The organism is Aneurinibacillus migulanus, assembly GCF_001274715.1.
In the GTDB taxonomy this organism is placed as follows: Bacteria; Bacillota; Bacilli; order Aneurinibacillales; family Aneurinibacillaceae; genus Aneurinibacillus; species Aneurinibacillus migulanus.
Window position 1 is genome coordinate 3,217,486 of sequence record NZ_LGUG01000004.1, and the last position, 16,687, is coordinate 3,234,172.

Below are 16,687 nucleotides of genomic sequence, written 5' to 3' on the forward strand. Positions count from 1 at the left end.
AATGCAAGCGACTGAACGCCCCAATATGTATGTTCACCAACTCTGGAGTATAGTCCATAACATGAATTTTTTATCTATGCGACATGCTGCAGCCCCGTCCCCGCCGTTCCAAGTATATGCTTTGGATTGGTAAACGCTTGACGTGCCTGCAATCCATAATCATCTGCACCGCTAAACTCTCCCTTCTCATTTAACGCTACCTGCTTAGAGATAAAAGTCAGCTTAGATGGGGGCAACCACAATTTGCAAGATGATATTAATCACGGTACTCGTCAAAGTATTCGGGTTAATTCTTAATGAAGCAAACCACCTTTTTGTTTCGTGCAAAACAATAAAATATAATTGTTTTGCACGAAACAATTTAAGAGTATCATGTCAGTTATTTTTTTACAACGTTATTTTTTATATTTAGAGTTATTTTTACATTTCAGTTACACAACAAAAACCCTTCCCATAGTGAATGGACTATCCTTTATTCATCATATAACTTTTCACTTTTTCGTAAATTGTGATTGTATCGTCTAATTGCTTGTGAAGAATCGTGTGCACATCAAAAGTAGCAGCCTCAGTCAAAGAGTATGCATAGCTGCAAACAGCAATTGTAGCGGCCAATAATAAATCAGATGCCACAAGCGTTAGTCCAATATAACAAAATACCCGGTCAACACCGGGCTTTTGTCATTTCTTCGATACCTAGATAAACGATGTCTAAAGAATTTGTCAGCTCGGATAGTGCAGATTATCATCCGTACCCAAAATGCCTCGGATTCTATTCATCGCTGATATAATTTCACTCTCTTTTGTTCCCTGAAAAGCCTGCTCTAGCTCAGGAAAAACTTCATCCAGAGCTGCTCTTACATCATGAGCTGGATACGGCACTTTTTCAGCTGGCATTGTAACTACCATGCTCATCTCTTGTTCAAATTCCTTTTCAGAAAAACTTTGTACTTTTTGCTTAATGTCATGCAAACTATTCTTAATATTAGAGTTTTCTGGTGTGAAATTCTCTAGCCTCTGAAGCGCCTGAATCAAAATCTCCTGTTTATTCATACTAGAGCCCTCCCTATCCTTTCTATGTCCAACTTTACCTTCTCCGTAATGACCTTTTTTATACATCGCCAACTTCTTTACAAAAATGTGCATAAACATATAGGGCCCAAAGGCAACGTTTAATTGGAGTGGTTTTATAGTACGCATTTCTCATATAATGACTATTTTTAGTAAACCCTAAGTTGAAACAACTACTTAACCAGGGAGGTTAGAAAATGATTAATCAAAATAACGATATTAAAAATCGTAATCAAGCAGTAAATACTAATGGTAACAACAGCATAATTAATACCACGCAAAATGGGCTTGAAAATGTCGCTGAAGGAGCCCAAAGCGGTCTTAAAAACATGGCTGTAAAAGCACAAAATGCGTCCAGGACAGGGACAAACCACAACAACGATAATAACAATAGAAACAACCAACGCTAAGAAACCTTTCCCTTGTTCCAGCTTATTGAACAAGGGAAATTTTTAAGTTATTTTATTTGTTCTTTGCTCAAAAACAGACCAGTGTGTTGGGCGCGAAAGCAAAGGGGGTAATTTTGTACGTGTATCGCCCTTCGCCGAGTTAATCTGAACTTGAGTAAGAAAGATACTTTCGGTGAGATCAGCTCCTCTAAGGTCGGCGTCTCGTAAATCAGCCCCGATAAGGTCGGCCACTCTCAGGTCGGCGTCTCGGAGGTCAGCAGCAATAAGGTATGCTCCTCTTAAGTCCGCTCCCCTCAGATCAGCTCCTCTTAGATTTGCACCTATAAGATCGGCTCCTCGACGGTCGATTTTCCGACTTTTTTTGGAATTCTTAGGTTGGCGACGCGACTCGGTCCGCACTAGTTCACTTGTCCTTAAAAGCAGAACGTTTACATCTGCTCGGTGTGATGGAACATCTAGTTCCATGAGTGAATCTGGACTAAGTTGAGTAAGTCGTTCCGTCTCATCAAGCGCGAAGCTAAGCTCTCTGTGAATCGGTCGAGACGCTTTCAACGTCAGAGCTTCGGTCAGATACCAGAGCATCTCATGAAGTTGTTGCATAATTGGGAACACATCAAACATTTTCCTCGCCGTTTCTGGACCTTCACGCCAGTCGACTCCCTCGAAAGTGATTTGGGAAACCTTTTGCCCTGCGCCGAAGCATTCAAAAACAGTACACCCTTTAAATCCCTGCTGTCTGAGGTTTTTATGAATGCCGCAACGGAAGTCCGACTGCAGATTGGAACAGGGCTTGCCGGCATCTTTATCGATTGCAAAATCTACCGAAGCTGCGAAGGGGAGTGCAACACAACATAATCCGAAACAGTTCTCGCAGTTAGCATGCAAATTGTTTCGACTAATGTCGCGTTTTGGATGTGGATAATCATGATTCTCAAACAATACGTGCACTTCCTTTTCTATATACATCTGATTTGATACATCGACAAATTCTTGTGGTGGGAGGTACGAAAAGAAGGAAAAAATCAGAGATTGGAAAAAGGCACGTTTGCCTTTCTTCTGCTGGAGCGCAGGGCGCATCCACCCTCTTCTTTTTCTGAATCACCTACTTCCAACCACGCTACCATGTCAAAATATCAAGTGTAATTTATATAGTATGTATAAAAAAGAGGACTCTAGCTGTAGGTTAATTACTAACAACTCTTTCGAAAAGAATGTTAAATGAATTGAAGGTCAAAAACCGTTCTTTCGTTCACTTTGTTTCCTGTATTGAGCGTCGTTTTAGACTCAAGCAGAAGCACATGAACTTCTTCTTCGGCAACCGGCATATGCTCTACACCTTTTGGAACGATAATAAACTCGCTCTCATTTACCCAAATATCTTTGCCTATAAATTTTATCAGTAATTTCCCTTTCACAACAAGGAATATCTTTCTTTTATATTAAGGAAAATCGATTTTATTAATGACTTTGATTCACACCCTTAAACAAAAAGACTAATGAGGTTGCCATCGGGGTCTTTGACAATTGCGTAGCGCTGTCCCCAAACAGCATCCCATGGTTCACGGTGTCATCATACCCACTGTGAATAATCTTCGCATATAACTCATTTAGTGAATCATAGCTTTCACATGAAAACGCTAATTCAATCCGATGTCCAGTAGGTTCTTCCCAGCTTCCATAAACCTCTTTTGCAATTTCTTGCGAATCAAATGCTAATCGAAAACCGCTTTGTTCCACTTCTACATGTTGTTCTTCGTTCGCACTTTCAGGAATTACTAATCCTAATACACGATAAAAATCTAATGATTTTTTCATATCTTTGACTACAATACCTACCATATCTAACTTTATTCCCATCGGTTTCACCTCTACAAATAAATAATTTTAAAAAATCTCTTGCAGTTTTTTTAAGATATCTAATAACATTTCAACTTACACGATCATCACTGGACTCAGGTAGTTTAAGATAATACGTTTGGCTATTTTGAAAATGCCTCCTTTGTAGTAAGTCATCCCCTTATTCTGTCTCCAGATTACTGGTTTCAATAAATAGATTACCTATTTTATCTACATTTAGATTGTAAAAAACGGACGTCTTTACATACCACTTTCATCTGATTGGTTTTGTTTTGAATATTTGGGTAGGTAACATTCCGTAAAAGCATTTAAAGTTTTTGATAAGGTGCGATTGATCATAGTATCCATATTTTACAGCAATATCAGTGAAACGAGAGGGGAAACTATTATTTAGTTCTTGCAAGAGATTTTGAAATCTAATGATACTTATAAGTTCCTTCGGGCTGACTCCCAACTCCTTTTGGAATGTTCTTCGTATATTCCTTTCACTGTAACTGAGTTTTTCTGCTAATGAGCCAACTGAAATAATTCCCTGATGGTCATATATGTATTGCATACTTTTTTGTAGTAAACCATCTGCATTTACTTCATTTAAAAGCAAACATTTAATTAATTTTAATTCAACTTTTTCAATTATTTCTGAAATTTCAGTAGCTACTATAATTTCTTCTACCATAAAAATTGCTTCATTCCCCCATATATCTTCGAGGAATACACGATGTCCGATAAATGAAGAAACGGGATTTCTTAAAAAATAGTGTACAGTTTCTGAAAAGAAGCGAATTCCAAATAAGAAATGATTTTGAGAAAGATTTATGATTTCAAATTTGGTCGTCAATCCTGCAACAAAGGCTACTTTTGAATACGAAGGTGATCTCAAGTCAAATATAATGTCTACGCAACCATCCGGTATAATACGATTCAATTTATTCGTATCCATTGCATGGAAGTCTATAGTCCAATAGCACGCAACATAAGATTCAAGACTCTTGCTTGGAAAATATTCACGATAACGATAATTAGAATCTAATACCTCGTGTTGTAATTTAGGTGGTTGCAAAGGACGATAAAGTCTCATGTTGTTTTTCACTTCCTTTTGAGTGGAAAATTTTCTCTTCCTAAGTTACCATCATACTGATTTCAAGATGTAGAGAAACCTTTAAGCATTTATTCCAGTGATGGTATTCTTCGCTTTTTGTTTACCTCTAAACCAAGCAACGATAATGGCAGCTATAAGGGTAAATCCAAGATAGCCCATTAAAGGATACACGGTTCCGACTAATTTAATAAATCCGATGAAGCTGGCACCAAATGCTGCGATTCCGAATAGAACGACAAACATTTTAAATATTGGGAATTCCGGTTTTACAATCCTTGCTGTGAAAGCATAAAGCATGCCTACGGCAGTGTTATAGATCATTCCTAATAATACAATAGACATTAATATGCCAAATACAGGTGAAATTTCATTTGCTAAAAAGAGCATAGGCATATCTATGCCTGTTATTGTGTTTAGCTTTGTAAGCATACCAAGATTGATAAGTAAAATAAGGATGCCTAACCCTATACCGCCAAGTATCCCTCCTAAACCGGCTGTTTTTTCATCTTTTACTGTTCCTCCCATCACAGCGAGCATGGCAGCACCTGCGGCAATGTTATATGAAACGTATAATAACGCTCCTAATCCCCAGTTTGATGCAGCCGCGTTTTGTTTATCTGCTATTTGCTGCAGTTCATAAAAGCTTACATCCATCGTAACAAAAGAATAACCAGCAATGATGATGACAAGTGCAAGTAAAAACGGTGTGATAAGTCCAATAATCGAAATGACTTTTTGAACATTAAGACAAACCGTTAAAATAGTTAATAAAGTCATAACGATATTTCCGGCAATACTGGGGATTCCAAACTGCTGCTCAAAAATCGAACCGGCCCCAGCCATCATAACAACCGTAACTCCAAATAAGAAGAACGTAATGATCACATCAACAACTATACCGAGGTAACGGCCACAAATATAGTAAATAACATCTTTGTGAGAACTTGTCTGCAAACGGCTCCCAAGTTGAGTTAGATTCATTCCTAAAAATGCAAAAAGAGCAGTTGCAATGAAGGTCCCAATAACACTCATCCATCCAAAGCTTGTGAAAAATTGTAAAATTTCCTGTCCTGAAGCAAATCCTGCTCCGACAATCAGTCCAATAAATGCCCCGGCAATTTGAATACTTTTCTTCATAGTTACCCCTCTAATTAATTTAAATTTTTCGAAAATTATAAGTGAAGAAAGATAAGAGGAGCCCCCCTTTATCCTTCTTTGATGCTATTAGGAATACGATTTTTCGTAAGCTGTAAATTGTTGAATAATCTCGCGATTTGGTTCATAACCAATTCCCGGTTTATCAGGAACGGTGATTATTCCGTTTTCAACAACTACCTCAGGTTCAATAATATCTTGATCCCAATAACGGGAAGAGCCCGCAGTATCACCAGGCATAACAAAGTTTGATAGCGTCGTTAAGGCAATATTATGGGCTCTTCCCACACCTGATTCAAGCATACCGCCGCACCAAACCGGAATACCCTGCTTCTGACAAAGATCATGAATTCGTTTTGATTCTGTTAGTCCTCCAACACGCCCAATTTTTATATTGATAATTTTGCAGCTTCCCAGTTCAATTGCTTTCCGGGCATCCTCATAGGAATGGATGCTCTCATCAAGGCAAATTGGAGTTGAAATCTCCTTTTGCAGCCGAGCATGATCGACAATGTCATCTGAAGCTAAAGGTTGTTCGATCATCATTAAATCGAATTCATCAAGTGCCTTTAATTGATCTACATCTTTTAGTCGGTAGGCAGAATTAGCATCAGCCATCAGGGGAACATGAGGAAAATGTTTACGGACTTCCCTCATGACCTCAATATCCCAGCCCGGTTTTATTTTTATTTTCATTCTTTTATATCCGTCATTGACGTATTCATCAACTAATTGAAGAAGATCATCCATCGTGTTTTGGATGCCGATGCTGATCCCAACCTCTATTTCTTTCTTTTCTCCACCGAGAGCAACTGCGAGAGGAATTCCTTTTTGCTTTGCAAATAAGTCCCACACAGCACCTTCAATCGTGGATTTTGCCATATTGTTCTTTCGTATATACGAGAGAATTTCGAACACTTCCTCAGGTTGTTCAATTTCTTTATTCAGGATACTGGGGATGATAAAATCCTCTAACATATGCCAGTTTGTCTTTAGTGTTTCCTCATTGTACCAAGGGGAATGGAATGCGACTGATTCTCCCCACCCACTAATACCGTTATTATCCTTTGCTTCAAGTAAGAGAAACTCTTTATCTTGAAACGTTCCAAAACTTGTTGTAAAAGGGGCTTTCATTTTCATTTTTACATGTCGTAACGTAATCTCTTTTACTATCATTTTTCTCTCCCACCTTTTTATTTATATAAGTCCAAGTTCATTTTCTAACATTAACTTTCGCTTTTTATGCGGCTCCTCTCTAAGTTTTGCTGCTTAACTAACACATAATAATGAACAAGTTCATCAGCATTTTTTATTAATGAAACAGCAACGTACTGCTGCGAAAATAAGGTTTGGAAAATTTCTCTCGTTTTAAAGCGCCAATCAATCGCAAGAGCATTATCTTTACTTTTCACCTGTTGAAAGTTAGCTGGTACCGGCACTAATAAAGGTTTAGCCATAACGGCGATATTATGCAAACTTTGTTCAATATTTATTAGTTTCGGTAAATGATTCTTCGTTGTTTCCCATTGGAAAATATGTTGGGCCTGATTAATAGAGTCCTTATGTTGCTTAGAAACATGAGAACTGTCGATCCACCATTCAACTTTAAAGCGATCAGAAGGGAGCCCCCGGTTCAAGTTATCTTCCATTTCTCCATAGCAATTTTCCACATATGTAGAACAAATGGCATGTAACTTTGATAAGTTTAAATAGGCATTTCGGGTTTCAAGTGGATCATACGTCCATGTAATTAAATCGTATCCCATTTCACGGGCGAGTTCCTTTTGAGCTTGTTTTAGTCTAGCTCCAACTCCTTTTTCCTGATGGCTTGGATGGATGCCAAGCATGTGGGAGCATAGATAGCTTTGCCCTTTACAAAATCCAGGAAAGCTGTAGCTAAACCCGATCATTTCCTCGTTTAAAAAGGCTCCTAATAATAGGCCGCCATTTTGAGAAGCCGTAATCGTTTGATGGAGAGGAATTGGCTCCATGTTCCATACATCTTTTTCAAGCTTTTGCACCAACTTCATATCGGTATAAGTGTTCAGCACACGTGTTTCAATTGTTGAATTCATGCTAACTCTCCCGCTTTATATGCTTCTATTGTATTCCATACTGTTTTTGCAAGAATTTCGATGCCAGCATATATGGCATTGCGATTAAAGGTCATTTTTGGGTGATGAAGTCCAGGCTGCAAATCGCATCCTAACCCTAACATCGTTGCTTTAATGTCCGGATTTTTCAACGTATAAAAATGAAAATCCTCTCCCCCTGAAGTGATAATGGGATCTTTTAGCCGATCTTTATCTAAAGACTCTATAATCGCTTTTTTCATAAAATGCTGAGCCTCTTTACTCACCTCAGCTGCAGCCACACTTGCTTTTGTTTCTAGAGTCACTTCAACCCCGTAAATCTTTGCTATGCTTTGAACAATGGTCTCGATTTTTTCGGTAAGCTCATTCATGACCTTATTTGTTTGTGCCCGTAAATCGATGCTAAATGATGCTTTTCCTGGAATAATATTACCTGACTCACTCCCGGCATGGAACTTTGTCATTTTGGCCGTGTAAGGAACCATCGGATCTAAATGAATGCTTTTCATTTCATTAATAATGGATGCCCCAATTTCAATAGCATTTTGACCCAGATGCGGTCGTGCCCCGTGTGCATCCTCGCCATGGATTTCACCTGTCAAAAATTTGGCTGCTCCATGATAAATCGCAGGTGCTGCTTGACCATCCTGCAATTCTTGGATTGGTCTAAGATGGACACCGTATAAAAAATTCACATCATCTAACACGTGTTTCTCAATCATCTTTAGAGCACCAGTCCCTTTTTCTTCAGCAGGCTGAAAGATGAATTTAAGCTTCACCGCGGTGGGAACATTCAGTTTTTGAAGAAGAAGCATTGCACCAAGAACTATTGTCATATGTGCATCATGCCCACAAGAATGGTTAGCTTGAAATTGACCGGCGACCTCTTGCCAAAGAGCATCCATATCAGTGCGTAAAGCGATACAAAACTCCCCTGTTCCTACCTCACTGACCAGACCTGGACAATCGTCAAAAGTTTGTACTGTAAAGCCTCGCTCCTGTAGAAAGTGTTGAATATATTCCGTTGTTTTATATTCCTTCCAGCTAATTTCTGGATGTCCATGTAAATATTCATAGACTGAGTCAAGCGTCGGCTTAAGTTGCTGTATATATTCCTTCAATATTTTCTTCCTCCATCCTGTACAAAAAGGTAATCTCCATTCAGCTTTTCATATTGCTCCTTGCGCTTTTCAAATCGCTCTTTATCCTTGATAGAAACACCGGCGACGATAGCATTCAAAAACGAAAACAATACAGGAATGGCATCAATGGTCGATTTTTCGGATGAATAAATTTGAAAAATACTATCGGCATGTTCTCTAATTGGAGCAAGCGGGGAGTCCGTAATTCCAATTACAAAAGCTCCTTGCTCCTTAGCTATTTGAGCAACTTTAATTGTTTCCTTTAAATAACGATGAAACGAAATTGCAATAAGTGTTGATTGATGATTCATCTCACTTAGAGTAGATAATAAATCATTTGTTTCCGGACGAAGAATTTGGATGTTTTCTCTAACTAAACCAAGAGTAAATGTGAGCCAATTGGCTGCAGAAAACGAAGATCTTAACCCTAAAACATAGACTCTATCTGTCTTTACTAACTGATCAATAACCCGCTCAAGCTCATTTTCATCAATATTCCTGATGGTTTCTTGTATATGCTGACAATCCCGCTCCATGACCTTTGCATAAAAATGAGGTTGTTCAGCTAATTCAAGCTTGCTGGAAAAATACTGTCCAAGACTGCTCTTCATAAAAAGGAGCTGCTCACGAACCATTTTTTGAAGTTCGGAAAATCCTGATAATTTTATGGAATAACAAAATCGAATCACAGTTGTTTCACTTACTCCAACCTGGTCCCCTATTTCACTTGCTAATTTAACAGCAAAATCTCTAGGGTTTTCCAATAAATATTTAGCAACTTTTTGTTGACCTTTAGAGAGCTGATTGTATTCCTTTTGAATAATTTCTTTTAGATTCAAACATTTCATCCTTCCAGAATGAATTTCAAACTTCTAGCAACCACCATTATGAAGTTTAAACTTCATAATAGCGGTTGCTGATAGAATAACACAATCCACAGCGCAAATCAACAATAATTCTGAAAATTTAAACGCGATTTATTTTTAAGTCATGATTCCTCACTTATTTTTTGATTATTTATATTCGACACTTGTTTCATAACCCTTATATTGACACATGATATAACGAAATATTATAATGCGTTTTAAATACGGAATGTTTTAAAAAGTAACAATAAATGATTGCAGGAAGATTGCTCCATTTTTTAGCTAACTACGCTTTTTAAACTCGTTATAGTAAACGCTATCATGATTATAGGAGGAATGTTATGGAAAAAATGACTATCACTAATATATTGAAAGGGTATCGTTGTAAAGATTTTTCCCCTGTAGAAATAACTGAATATTTTTTAAAACGTATAGAAAAGCTAAAGGATTTGAATGCGTATATAACTGTTTGTGAGGACAAAGCGCTAAAACAAGCAAGAATAGCAGAACAAAAATTAATAGTAGGTGAGGAGATTGGTAGGCTAGAAGGTATTCCTATCTCTTACAAAGATTTAATTTATACAAAGGATATCTGTACAACAAATGGTTCTCTCATCGATAAAAATTTTGTCCCTTGTACCAACGCAAAAGTAGTTAGTCGATTACAGGCTGAAGGAGCCATTAATCTTGGGAAAGTAAATTTACATGAATATGCGTTTGGAATTACATCAAACAATCCTTTTTATGGATCTGTAAGAAACCCCTGGAATCATGAATATACGTCAGGAGGATCAAGTGGTGGTTCAGGGGCAGCGGTAAGTGCTAATCTTTGCACAGCATCGATTGGCACCGATACAGGTGGTTCCATTCGTATTCCGGCCTCTTCCTGCGGCGTTGTTGGCTTAAAACCAACCTTTGGATATGTGGACGGAACAGGTGTAACCAATCTTTCGTGGTCCCTGGATCACATAGGGCCACTAACGAGAAATATGGATGATCTATCTATCATGATGGAAGCATTAACAGGTAAGTGTTATCAAAACAATTGTATTGAAGACGTACGTGGATTACGTGCGGGAGTACCTAGAAATTATTTTAATGAACAAATTGATAAAGAAATTTTAGACCTTTATAACAAAGCATTACAAGCACTTGAGAGCATGGGCGCTATATTAATAGAAACAGATATTCCATTTAATCTGAATGATCTTCAACTCATATTTACACTTGCTATTGCGGAAGCAGGATATATTCATAATAAAAATATGGAATTGCATATAGATAAATACGGTGACGACGTAAGAACGGTTCTGGAAATCAGCCAATCTATTTCATCGCTAACATACATTCAAGCTCTTAAGAAAAAAAATCAGATCAAAAAAGAATTCGATCAATTGTTTAGCATGATAGATATACTTGCAACTCCAACATTGCCTACAACCCCGAAAAAAATAGGAGTAGAGGAAGTTATAATAGAGGGAATAACAGAAAACATTTTCAATTGTATGATTCGTTATACATCTGTTTTTAATCTAACAGGAAATCCCGCTCTGTCGATCCCTTGTGGATTTACCTCCGAGTCCCTCCCTGTTGGCCTGCAATTTGTGGCTGGTGCTTATCGGGAAGATATTTTATTTCGGGTTGGTTATGCATATGAGCAATCTCAACTAGCTGAGTTTTATGCTAAAAGAGGTAAATTGTACAATCAGCCCCTATCTTCAACAACATAAACCGGAGCCTTCCTTATAAGAAGGCTCCCCTTTTGCTGACTTACATCAAAATCATAATATAAGAATAATTTTTTGTAATTCACACTATAAAAAAGGAGATGGACTCTCGATAGATCAGGGGTAGGCGTGTGGGAGCCTCCCTGGGAGGCGAAACTAATTTGGATGCTCATTTCCTCGCGCGAGCCATAAGTTGCGATCCAGCCATGATCCATCAATAAATCCAGGCCGAGCACGTCCTGGTAAAAGCATTTAGCTGCCGTGATATCTTGCGTATCTATATTAGTGATAATTCGTTTGACCTTCATTTCTTACCTCCATTCATTTACATTTTCCTGTTCCGCCGTTAGCTTAATTCTGGCTCGTTCCATTTTTGTAACTACTTACATTTTTATTATTGATCATCATCATTAGCATAACTTCAATTTGTTTGAGGCTCTTTCTTGCCCGCGCAATTTTTAGACGCTGGGCAAGAATTTTATTCATCCCTCTACTCTATTCCTTATTAAAAAGTACCGCTACACAGGTACCAGGCTGCGTAGCGGTGATGAAATGTTTGCATGATCCTCTTATTAGCCAATCGTTTCAACGACATTCCCTTTACTATCTTTAATCTCACTTTTCACAATGTTAAATACAAGGCCTTTAAAGCTATTCAATGGATAAACTCCAACATACGGAACAAGCACTTCCATTAATTCATTGACACATTCTTGGTTTATAGATAGCTTGACCTGATTATCAGTTATGTCAACATTTGGATGCTCAGTAGGTGAAAATACAATTGATAGATTTCGTCCAATTAATTGCAAGTCTTTATTTTTAGGGATTCTCCCATTTAAAATTTGAGCGATAAGTGGTGCTTGCTTTGCACCTATCGTTATTGTATAGGTTGTCTTTTTAAACAATGACTTTTTTTCTGTCCAATCAAGATTATCCAAAAATAGACTACCTGTGCTTGAGCCATCTTTATGCATTCCCGATTGAAGCGCTTCTTTAATAGCTGGATCATTCATAAAAGATCCCCTTGAAAGATCAGTAATATATAGGGGAAGATGAGAAGAAGCTGCCTCTAATAACCCAAGTGTATTCCACATCTCCATTGCTTCTCGTTCATCAACGGTTATACCAACCACTTGCAAAAATTCTACTCGGCCATTTGGTGTAGAAATAGGTGGCAACATAGGATCTTCAATAAAAGCAATGGATTGTATTAACGTATCGCTTTCCAAAGCAATTGGTCCATTTGTATTCAAATAATGTCCAGCTTGAAAATAATTACCGCTTGAAAAAATGTATCTGCCGAGATTTTGCAGAAAGTTTAAACTCCAGGCAGGAGGTTCTTGCTCGTTCGTCTGCTTTGCAAGTCTGAAGGTTAATTCAAAGCCATAGCCACTATACTCAGAATCCTTGCTCTCCTTTTCATATAGATCGGAAAAACCATATGTAACAATGTGCCAATGAGGTACTGGCTCATTTTTTACATAGGCACTAATGCCCTCTAACGGATCAGGGCCTCCAAGGGAATAAGGAAGCATTGTACCATAATGCTTCGGCACCTGATCACCATAAAGTCTTTCCATCTCTTTATCAATTGCTTCCCAACCGATTGCCTGTACCTCTTCGCTCATTCTTTGTCTCCTCCTATACCTAAGCAGTAAAACCTTTGCTCTGCCCTCTTGCTTCACTACATACAAAAATCAACATTGTAAGTGTGCTTAATCAATATTTTACTATAAATAGTCGTTTCATTAGGAAGTATTTTTAAATATAGGATTAATTAACCACTATTAATAGTCTATTTTTACAACATTAATGTCATAGATGATAGCTCATATAAAATATAAAACCCGTATCCAACATCCTTTATGGATACGGGTTTCCCCTGTCCTTTATTTCAACTTCATGTGCCTTACCGTTAGGAACGCTTTGTTTGGATCTTTGACTGATATTGTACAGGTAGAGAGCTTGTTGATATATACAGGAATATCAGTGTTGTTCTGCGCCCTTTTTTACATTTCTAAACCTTCTAATGACTCCATTTCTTTTTCAAGGTTCGGTGTCTCAATATCAGAGTGATAAAATTTGGCGCAAATTGAGTTGCATTGATTCCACTTACAATTCCCAGTGAAGCAGCTGTATTTACATCATTATAAAACCACTTTCCTTTTGGTACATCTGTAAAAGTTTTAGTGTTCTCTGCTGCTTTTAGATCCAGTACACGAACTAATAGTGAAGTCAACTCAGCACGTGTAATAGGAGCGTTTGGTCTTACTGTAACCGTTCCTTCTCCATCATCATAGCCTTTGACAATGTCTGTATCAACCAAATCATACAGCGTTTCTTCAGCCCACGGAAGAAAGCCATTCATTATACATTTTATTTTTTAGCAAGTCCATTCCTTCTTGGAATGGAGCAGCTTCCTGATTTTCGCTATTATCCTCCATCTCAAAACATTGATAAATCGCTTCTATAAAGGTTCCATTCCGCACGATAGTAACCGGTGACGTCCATTAATGGTTCCAGCACCGAGTCTACAAAAGCCTCTATGGGAAAGTCTGGATGGTGCGGTTTGATTAGACTGGAGAGACGACAAGCCAACTTGACCAAAATATTCTTTTAAAGCTACAGTTGCACTCACCCTTTCTCACCATCTTCGTCATTCGACCATATCTTCTCGATATATTGACCGCTGTATGCTTCTGAAAAGACTCGTTATCAGACTAAAAAAGACAACTTTTATAAATCTATTGACTTCTATCATTTATTTGTGATAATATTTTGTTTTTGCTAATATCTTTCATGTATGGTATCCTTAAAGAAGGTACTTACTGGAGGTGGATTTTTTGTTTCAAGTTGGCGACAAAATTGTTTATCCCATGCATGGTGCAGGTGTAATTGAAGCTGTAGAGGAAAAAGAAATCCTAGGAGAGAAACAGCAGTACTATATCATAAACATGCCAATTGGCAATATGCAGGTCATGGTTCCTGTGGAGAAAGTATCTCCTCTTGGTATACGCTTAGTTGTTGATATGTTTACAATGGAAAATGTTCTGTTTGTTTTTCATCACGGAGAATCAGATGCATTACTCCCGTGGGGTCAACGATATCGCATAAATACAGATAAAATGAGAACTGGCGATGTACATGAGGGTGCTGAGGTAGTTCGTGATTTAATGCGGAGAAGCCAAGAAAAAGCGCTGAACACAAGCGAAAAGAGAATGCTGGACAGCGCAAAACAAATTTTAATCAGTGAATTAGTACTAGTCAAAGGAGTAACTGAAAATCAGGCAAATGATTTGTTAAATTACGCAGGTGATAGGTAAAGATGACAGGCTAAAAACTTCTTTGAAATTTGATGATAGATCATGTAGCATAAATAGCCTAAAGGCTATTTTTTTATGTAAGCAAAGCTATTCGAGCAAGTTCTCGGGCTTCGTTTTGAATACCTGTATGTATTTGATTAACTGTATTTCACCTTTCGTAAAACTGCTTCTGTTTATTTTAGTCATAGGTTCCCATTTTAGTAATAAAAAAAGCTGCTAACATCATTTTGTCAGCAGCCTTGAACCCATACCCTTATTGTATAAGCTTTTTGCTATTTTTTATAACTTAACAACGTTTGCAGCTTAATCTCCACGATCGCCTTACGTAATATCAAAACTTACTCGTTGACCTTCTTCAAGAGATTTAAATTCATCTTTGTAATTGCGGAGAAATGTACGAATACATCATCATCTTGTCTTTCGATAAAGCCAAAACCTTTGTCTTAAGGACGAGTATCTGTTTCCTATTTCAACGACCCCGTTTATGTTTACTTCTTGTATCTTTTCCATTATATCCTTTATGCCTCTTATTGTTCCGTCCTGATTTACCTTTTACCCTTAACTTTGATTTTTTGGAATAACGTGGTTCTTCGACAGTCAGCTGGATAGGAATGTTTGTTTGTTCCTTCGTCATCATCTTTAAGACAACCGAAACTAAAGTAACTGAATCGAACTGATCCAGTAATTCAGTTGCTGTATGCTTAAATTCGGAATAATTCCCCTCTTCCACCATTTGAATAAGCTTTTCTGACGCAATCCGCTGTTTAGACTCCATTGCTTCAGCCACGGTTGGAATTTGTTTTCGATGAATCCTTCCCTTAGATGCCTGTTCGATACTGCGAAGCTGACCCATTTCCCTAGGTGTAACAAATGTGGTAGCTAACCCTGTCTTTCCAGCCCGTCCTGTTCTACCGATGCGATGAACATAACTCTCCGGGTCTTGAGGAATATCAAAATTGTATACATGAGTAACTCCTGAAACATCAATACCTCTAGCAGCAACGTCTGTTGCCACTAAAATTTCGATGCTCCCCTCACGAAATTTCTTCATCACAACATCTCGCTGACGCTGACTCAAATCCCCATGTAAGCCCTCAGCCATATATCCTCTTTTATTTAAAGCATCATTTAATTCATCTACTCGCCTTTTCGTTCGCCCAAATATAATCGTCAATTCTGGATTTTCAACATCTAGTAGACGGGAAAGAACATCAAACTTTTGACGTTCATTTACCTCATAATACACTTGTTCCACTGTTGGAGATGTGATTTCCTTAGCTTTAATTTTAATTAATTCTGGATTGGTCATGAATCTTTCAGCAAGGTTCTGGATAGGTCGTGGCATGGTCGCAGAAAACAATAAAGTTTGTTTTTCTTTTGGCGTCTCTTTGAGGATTCGCTCGATATCCTCTAGAAATCCCATATCTAACATTTCATCTGCTTCATCTAGTACGACCATGGAGATGCGATCTAACCGCAAAGTTTTCCGTTTGATGTGATCCAGCAGTCTGCCTGGTGTTCCAGTGATAATATGTGGACGTTTTTTTAAGGCTTTAATCTGTCGCTCAATAGCCTGACCGCCATAAATAGGAAGGGAACGAATTCCCATGTAACTAGATAAACGATTAATTTCTTCAGATACTTGAATGGCTAATTCCCTGGTAGGTGCAATTACAAGCGCTTGAACATAGTCTTTACTTGTATCGACTTTTTCCAAAATTGGTATACCAAATGCTGCTGTTTTACCTGTACCGGTTTGTGCTTGTCCAATGATATCTTTACCCGATAAGGCAATGGGGATTGCTTTCTCCTGGATAGGAGATGCCTCCTCAAACCCCATATCTGTAATTGCTCTTTGAATAGCTTGATTAATTCCTAGTTCATGAAATGTTGACATTGGATCATTCCTTATCATTTTTCTTATTGTTTGTACAAATACTTTCC

The 16,687-nt window shown here is 37.9% G+C and carries 18 protein-coding genes and 3 pseudogenes; 4 read left to right on the forward strand and 17 right to left on the reverse strand.

Annotated features, from left to right (window positions below; translation table 11 throughout):
* Nucleotides 1–74: 74 nt before the first annotated feature.
* From AF333_RS35530 to AF333_RS17270, 3 genes are all read right to left on the reverse strand, one after another.
* Complete coding sequence (locus tag AF333_RS35530; protein ID WP_235355934.1) at nt 75–236, reverse strand: hypothetical protein; 162 nt, start codon at nt 234–236, stop codon at nt 75–77.
* 229 nt (nt 237–465) lie between these two features.
* Nucleotides 466–630 (reverse strand): spore coat protein, encoded by a 165-nt coding sequence (locus AF333_RS37505; protein WP_158502320.1) that lies wholly within the window; start codon nt 628–630, stop codon nt 466–468.
* A 90-nt stretch (nt 631–720) separates the two neighbouring features.
* Nucleotides 721–1,050 carry a hypothetical protein gene (locus AF333_RS17270; protein ID WP_043064614.1) on the reverse strand — a complete coding sequence of 110 codons (330 nt, stop codon included), beginning with the start codon at nt 1,048–1,050 and terminating at the stop codon, nt 721–723.
* Between the two features lie 215 nt (nt 1,051–1,265).
* Between AF333_RS17270 and AF333_RS17275 the strand changes: the two genes are divergently transcribed.
* Nucleotides 1,266–1,478 (forward strand): hypothetical protein, encoded by a 213-nt coding sequence (locus AF333_RS17275; protein WP_043064613.1) that lies wholly within the window; start codon nt 1,266–1,268, stop codon nt 1,476–1,478.
* Between the two features lie 42 nt (nt 1,479–1,520).
* Here the strand turns inward: AF333_RS17275 and AF333_RS17280 are convergent, their stop codons facing one another.
* Nucleotides 1,521–2,417 carry a pentapeptide repeat-containing protein gene (locus tag AF333_RS17280; protein ID WP_043070442.1) on the reverse strand — a complete coding sequence of 299 codons (897 nt, stop codon included), beginning with the start codon at nt 2,415–2,417 and terminating at the stop codon, nt 1,521–1,523.
* Nucleotides 2,418–2,468: 51 nt separating this feature from the next.
* On the opposite strand from AF333_RS17280, the gene AF333_RS35535 reads away from it, so the two are divergent.
* Nucleotides 2,469–2,621: a hypothetical protein gene (locus tag AF333_RS35535; RefSeq protein WP_235496535.1), complete on the forward strand. Its 153-nt coding sequence runs from the start codon at nt 2,469–2,471 to the stop codon at nt 2,619–2,621.
* 71 nt (nt 2,622–2,692) lie between these two features.
* Here AF333_RS35535 and AF333_RS17285 read toward each other — a convergent pair.
* The 8 genes and pseudogenes from AF333_RS17285 to AF333_RS17320 all read right to left on the reverse strand — a co-directional run.
* Nucleotides 2,693–2,908, reverse strand: a pseudogene (locus AF333_RS17285) (cupin domain-containing protein); the annotation flags it as partial.
* 50 nt (nt 2,909–2,958) lie between these two features.
* Nucleotides 2,959–3,335, reverse strand: a pseudogene (locus tag AF333_RS17290) (VOC family protein).
* Nucleotides 3,336–3,588: 253 nt separating this feature from the next.
* Complete coding sequence (locus AF333_RS17295; RefSeq protein ID WP_043064612.1) at nt 3,589–4,413, reverse strand: helix-turn-helix transcriptional regulator; 825 nt, start codon at nt 4,411–4,413, stop codon at nt 3,589–3,591.
* 81 nt (nt 4,414–4,494) lie between these two features.
* Nucleotides 4,495–5,571 (reverse strand): YkvI family membrane protein, encoded by a 1,077-nt coding sequence (locus AF333_RS17300; RefSeq protein ID WP_043064611.1) that lies wholly within the window; start codon nt 5,569–5,571, stop codon nt 4,495–4,497.
* Nucleotides 5,572–5,658: 87 nt separating this feature from the next.
* Entirely contained in the window at nt 5,659–6,765 is a 1,107-nt protein-coding gene (menC, locus tag AF333_RS17305) for an o-succinylbenzoate synthase (protein WP_043064610.1), read from the reverse strand.
* A gap of 50 nt (nt 6,766–6,815) precedes the next feature.
* On the reverse strand, nt 6,816–7,664 hold the full coding sequence (locus AF333_RS17310; protein ID WP_043064609.1) for a GNAT family N-acetyltransferase: 849 nt from the start codon (nt 7,662–7,664) through the stop codon (nt 6,816–6,818).
* Nucleotides 7,661–8,803 carry a M20 peptidase aminoacylase family protein gene (locus tag AF333_RS17315; protein WP_043064608.1) on the reverse strand — a complete coding sequence of 381 codons (1,143 nt, stop codon included), beginning with the start codon at nt 8,801–8,803 and terminating at the stop codon, nt 7,661–7,663. The genes AF333_RS17310 and AF333_RS17315 overlap by 4 nt, the downstream gene beginning before the upstream one ends.
* Nucleotides 8,800–9,663 (reverse strand): MurR/RpiR family transcriptional regulator, encoded by an 864-nt coding sequence (locus tag AF333_RS17320; protein ID WP_043064607.1) that lies wholly within the window; start codon nt 9,661–9,663, stop codon nt 8,800–8,802. Before AF333_RS17320 ends, AF333_RS17315 begins: the two co-directional genes overlap by 4 nt.
* A 368-nt stretch (nt 9,664–10,031) precedes the next feature.
* Here AF333_RS17320 and AF333_RS17325 point away from each other — a divergent pair, with 368 nt between their 5' ends.
* Nucleotides 10,032–11,420: an amidase gene (locus tag AF333_RS17325; RefSeq protein WP_043064606.1), complete on the forward strand. Its 1,389-nt coding sequence runs from the start codon at nt 10,032–10,034 to the stop codon at nt 11,418–11,420.
* Here the strand turns inward: AF333_RS17325 and AF333_RS35540 are convergent.
* The 3 genes from AF333_RS35540 to AF333_RS17340 all read right to left on the reverse strand — a co-directional run bounded on the left by AF333_RS35540 (nt 11,396) and on the right by AF333_RS17340 (nt 13,788).
* Nucleotides 11,396–11,725, reverse strand: a complete 330-nt coding sequence (locus AF333_RS35540) for a VOC family protein (RefSeq protein ID WP_235356596.1) — start codon at nt 11,723–11,725, stop codon at nt 11,396–11,398. The genes AF333_RS17325 and AF333_RS35540 overlap by 25 nt on opposite strands.
* Nucleotides 11,726–11,989: 264 nt before the next feature.
* Nucleotides 11,990–13,048, reverse strand: coding sequence for a suppressor of fused domain protein (locus tag AF333_RS17335; RefSeq protein WP_043064605.1), 1,059 nt, complete (start codon nt 13,046–13,048; stop codon nt 11,990–11,992).
* 398 nt (nt 13,049–13,446) lie between these two features.
* Entirely contained in the window at nt 13,447–13,788 is a 342-nt protein-coding gene (locus AF333_RS17340; RefSeq protein WP_043064604.1) for an S-layer homology domain-containing protein, read from the reverse strand.
* Nucleotides 13,789–14,248: 460 nt separating this feature from the next.
* Between AF333_RS17340 and AF333_RS17345 the strand changes: the two genes are divergently transcribed.
* Nucleotides 14,249–14,743: a CarD family transcriptional regulator gene (locus AF333_RS17345; protein WP_043064603.1), complete on the forward strand. Its 495-nt coding sequence runs from the start codon at nt 14,249–14,251 to the stop codon at nt 14,741–14,743.
* Between the two features lie 321 nt (nt 14,744–15,064).
* Here the strand turns inward: AF333_RS17345 and AF333_RS31955 are convergent.
* Both AF333_RS31955 and AF333_RS17350 read right to left on the reverse strand, forming a co-directional pair.
* A pseudogene (locus tag AF333_RS31955) lies at nt 15,065–15,168 on the reverse strand (cold shock domain-containing protein).
* Between the two features lie 44 nt (nt 15,169–15,212).
* Nucleotides 15,213–16,640, reverse strand: coding sequence for a DEAD/DEAH box helicase (locus AF333_RS17350; RefSeq protein WP_043064602.1), 1,428 nt, complete (start codon nt 16,638–16,640; stop codon nt 15,213–15,215).
* Between the last annotated feature and the right edge of the window lie 47 nt (nt 16,641–16,687).

What these genes read in the sequence shown, in the direction of transcription:
- AF333_RS17340 (WP_043064604.1), bottom strand. Translation starts at nt 13,788, where the DNA reads ATGAATGGCTTTCTTCCGTGGGCTGAAGAAACGCTGTATGATTTGGTT.
- AF333_RS17335 (WP_043064605.1), bottom strand. Translation starts at nt 13,048, where the DNA reads ATGAGCGAAGAGGTACAGGCAATCGGTTGGGAAGCAATTGATAAAGAG.
- menC (WP_043064610.1), bottom strand. Translation starts at nt 6,765, where the DNA reads ATGATAGTAAAAGAGATTACGTTACGACATGTAAAAATGAAAATGAAA.
- AF333_RS17350 (WP_043064602.1), bottom strand. Translation starts at nt 16,640, where the DNA reads ATGTCAACATTTCATGAACTAGGAATTAATCAAGCTATTCAAAGAGCA.
- AF333_RS17300 (WP_043064611.1), bottom strand. Translation starts at nt 5,571, where the DNA reads ATGAAGAAAAGTATTCAAATTGCCGGGGCATTTATTGGACTGATTGTC.
- AF333_RS17325 (WP_043064606.1), top strand. Translation starts at nt 10,032, where the DNA reads ATGGAAAAAATGACTATCACTAATATATTGAAAGGGTATCGTTGTAAA.
- AF333_RS17310 (WP_043064609.1), bottom strand. Translation starts at nt 7,664, where the DNA reads ATGAATTCAACAATTGAAACACGTGTGCTGAACACTTATACCGATATG.
- AF333_RS17270 (WP_043064614.1), bottom strand. Translation starts at nt 1,050, where the DNA reads ATGAATAAACAGGAGATTTTGATTCAGGCGCTTCAGAGGCTAGAGAAT.
- AF333_RS17295 (WP_043064612.1), bottom strand. Translation starts at nt 4,413, where the DNA reads ATGAGACTTTATCGTCCTTTGCAACCACCTAAATTACAACACGAGGTA.
- AF333_RS17275 (WP_043064613.1), top strand. Translation starts at nt 1,266, where the DNA reads ATGATTAATCAAAATAACGATATTAAAAATCGTAATCAAGCAGTAAAT.
- AF333_RS35540 (WP_235356596.1), bottom strand. Translation starts at nt 11,725, where the DNA reads ATGAAGGTCAAACGAATTATCACTAATATAGATACGCAAGATATCACG.